1 pseudogene is annotated in these 808 nt (G+C 48.4%); it reads right to left on the reverse strand.

What is annotated here, in order from left to right:
• Window positions 1-808, reverse strand: a pseudogene (locus DMB45_RS14585) (Gldg family protein); the annotation flags it as partial.

Consider the following 808-nt stretch of genomic DNA (forward strand, 5'->3'; position numbering starts at 1 on the left):
TTTTCCAGGTTCTTCATGTTTTTTACCGAATCGTAATAATAAACGTACTTCATCGTGATATCCGGTTTAAAACGAAGATACTGACGGAAACGACGCAAATCGTAACTTTTTTGCGAGGGCATACCGATCCAATAGTAATCATCCATGACATTCACGTAGGTCGTGATCGTCAACTTCCCGTCCATGCGGGCAACGATATCCTGACTGTTCGGGGTCAACGTGTTCTGTTTCGTACGAGTTACATCGTAAAACGACATTAAAGACGGGCGGGAAGAGAGGTAACCGACAAGCATGGCAATAAACCATACCACGGCGTATTTACCGAAGTTCACCGCCCACGAACTCTTCTGCCTGCGGGATTGCAACCGAATGACGGTCATGAACAGGAACAAGCCGATCACGATCAGGAAATAGATCACGTCCTCCGAGCAGATCAAACCGTTTACGAACTCCCCGGCTCGACCGGAAATCGCCAGCCAGAACGTGATATCGCGAACGAAATCGATCTCCTGCCACAATCCCTTCACGTAACTTAAAGCCGCCAGGATCGCCAGGGTACCAACGGCGGCAACGATCTGGTAAGAGGTCAGGCTCGACATGAACAAACCGATCGCCGCGTAAGCGCAAATCAAAAGGTACAAGCCAAACATTCCAGAAAGAATAAGAGGAATATCGGCATCTTTTACCGCGAAAGCCGTGTAAATCCCGAAAATTGACAACACACCCATCAGAACGAGAGCGTAAACCATCATCGAGGCGTATTTACCGAGAATGATCTGCCAGTTCGTCACCGGCGACGAGTATAGTA

The sequence above is a fragment of the Sanguibacteroides justesenii genome, assembly GCF_003204205.1.
Lineage (GTDB): Bacteria > Bacteroidota > Bacteroidia > Bacteroidales > Marinifilaceae > Gabonibacter > Gabonibacter massiliensis.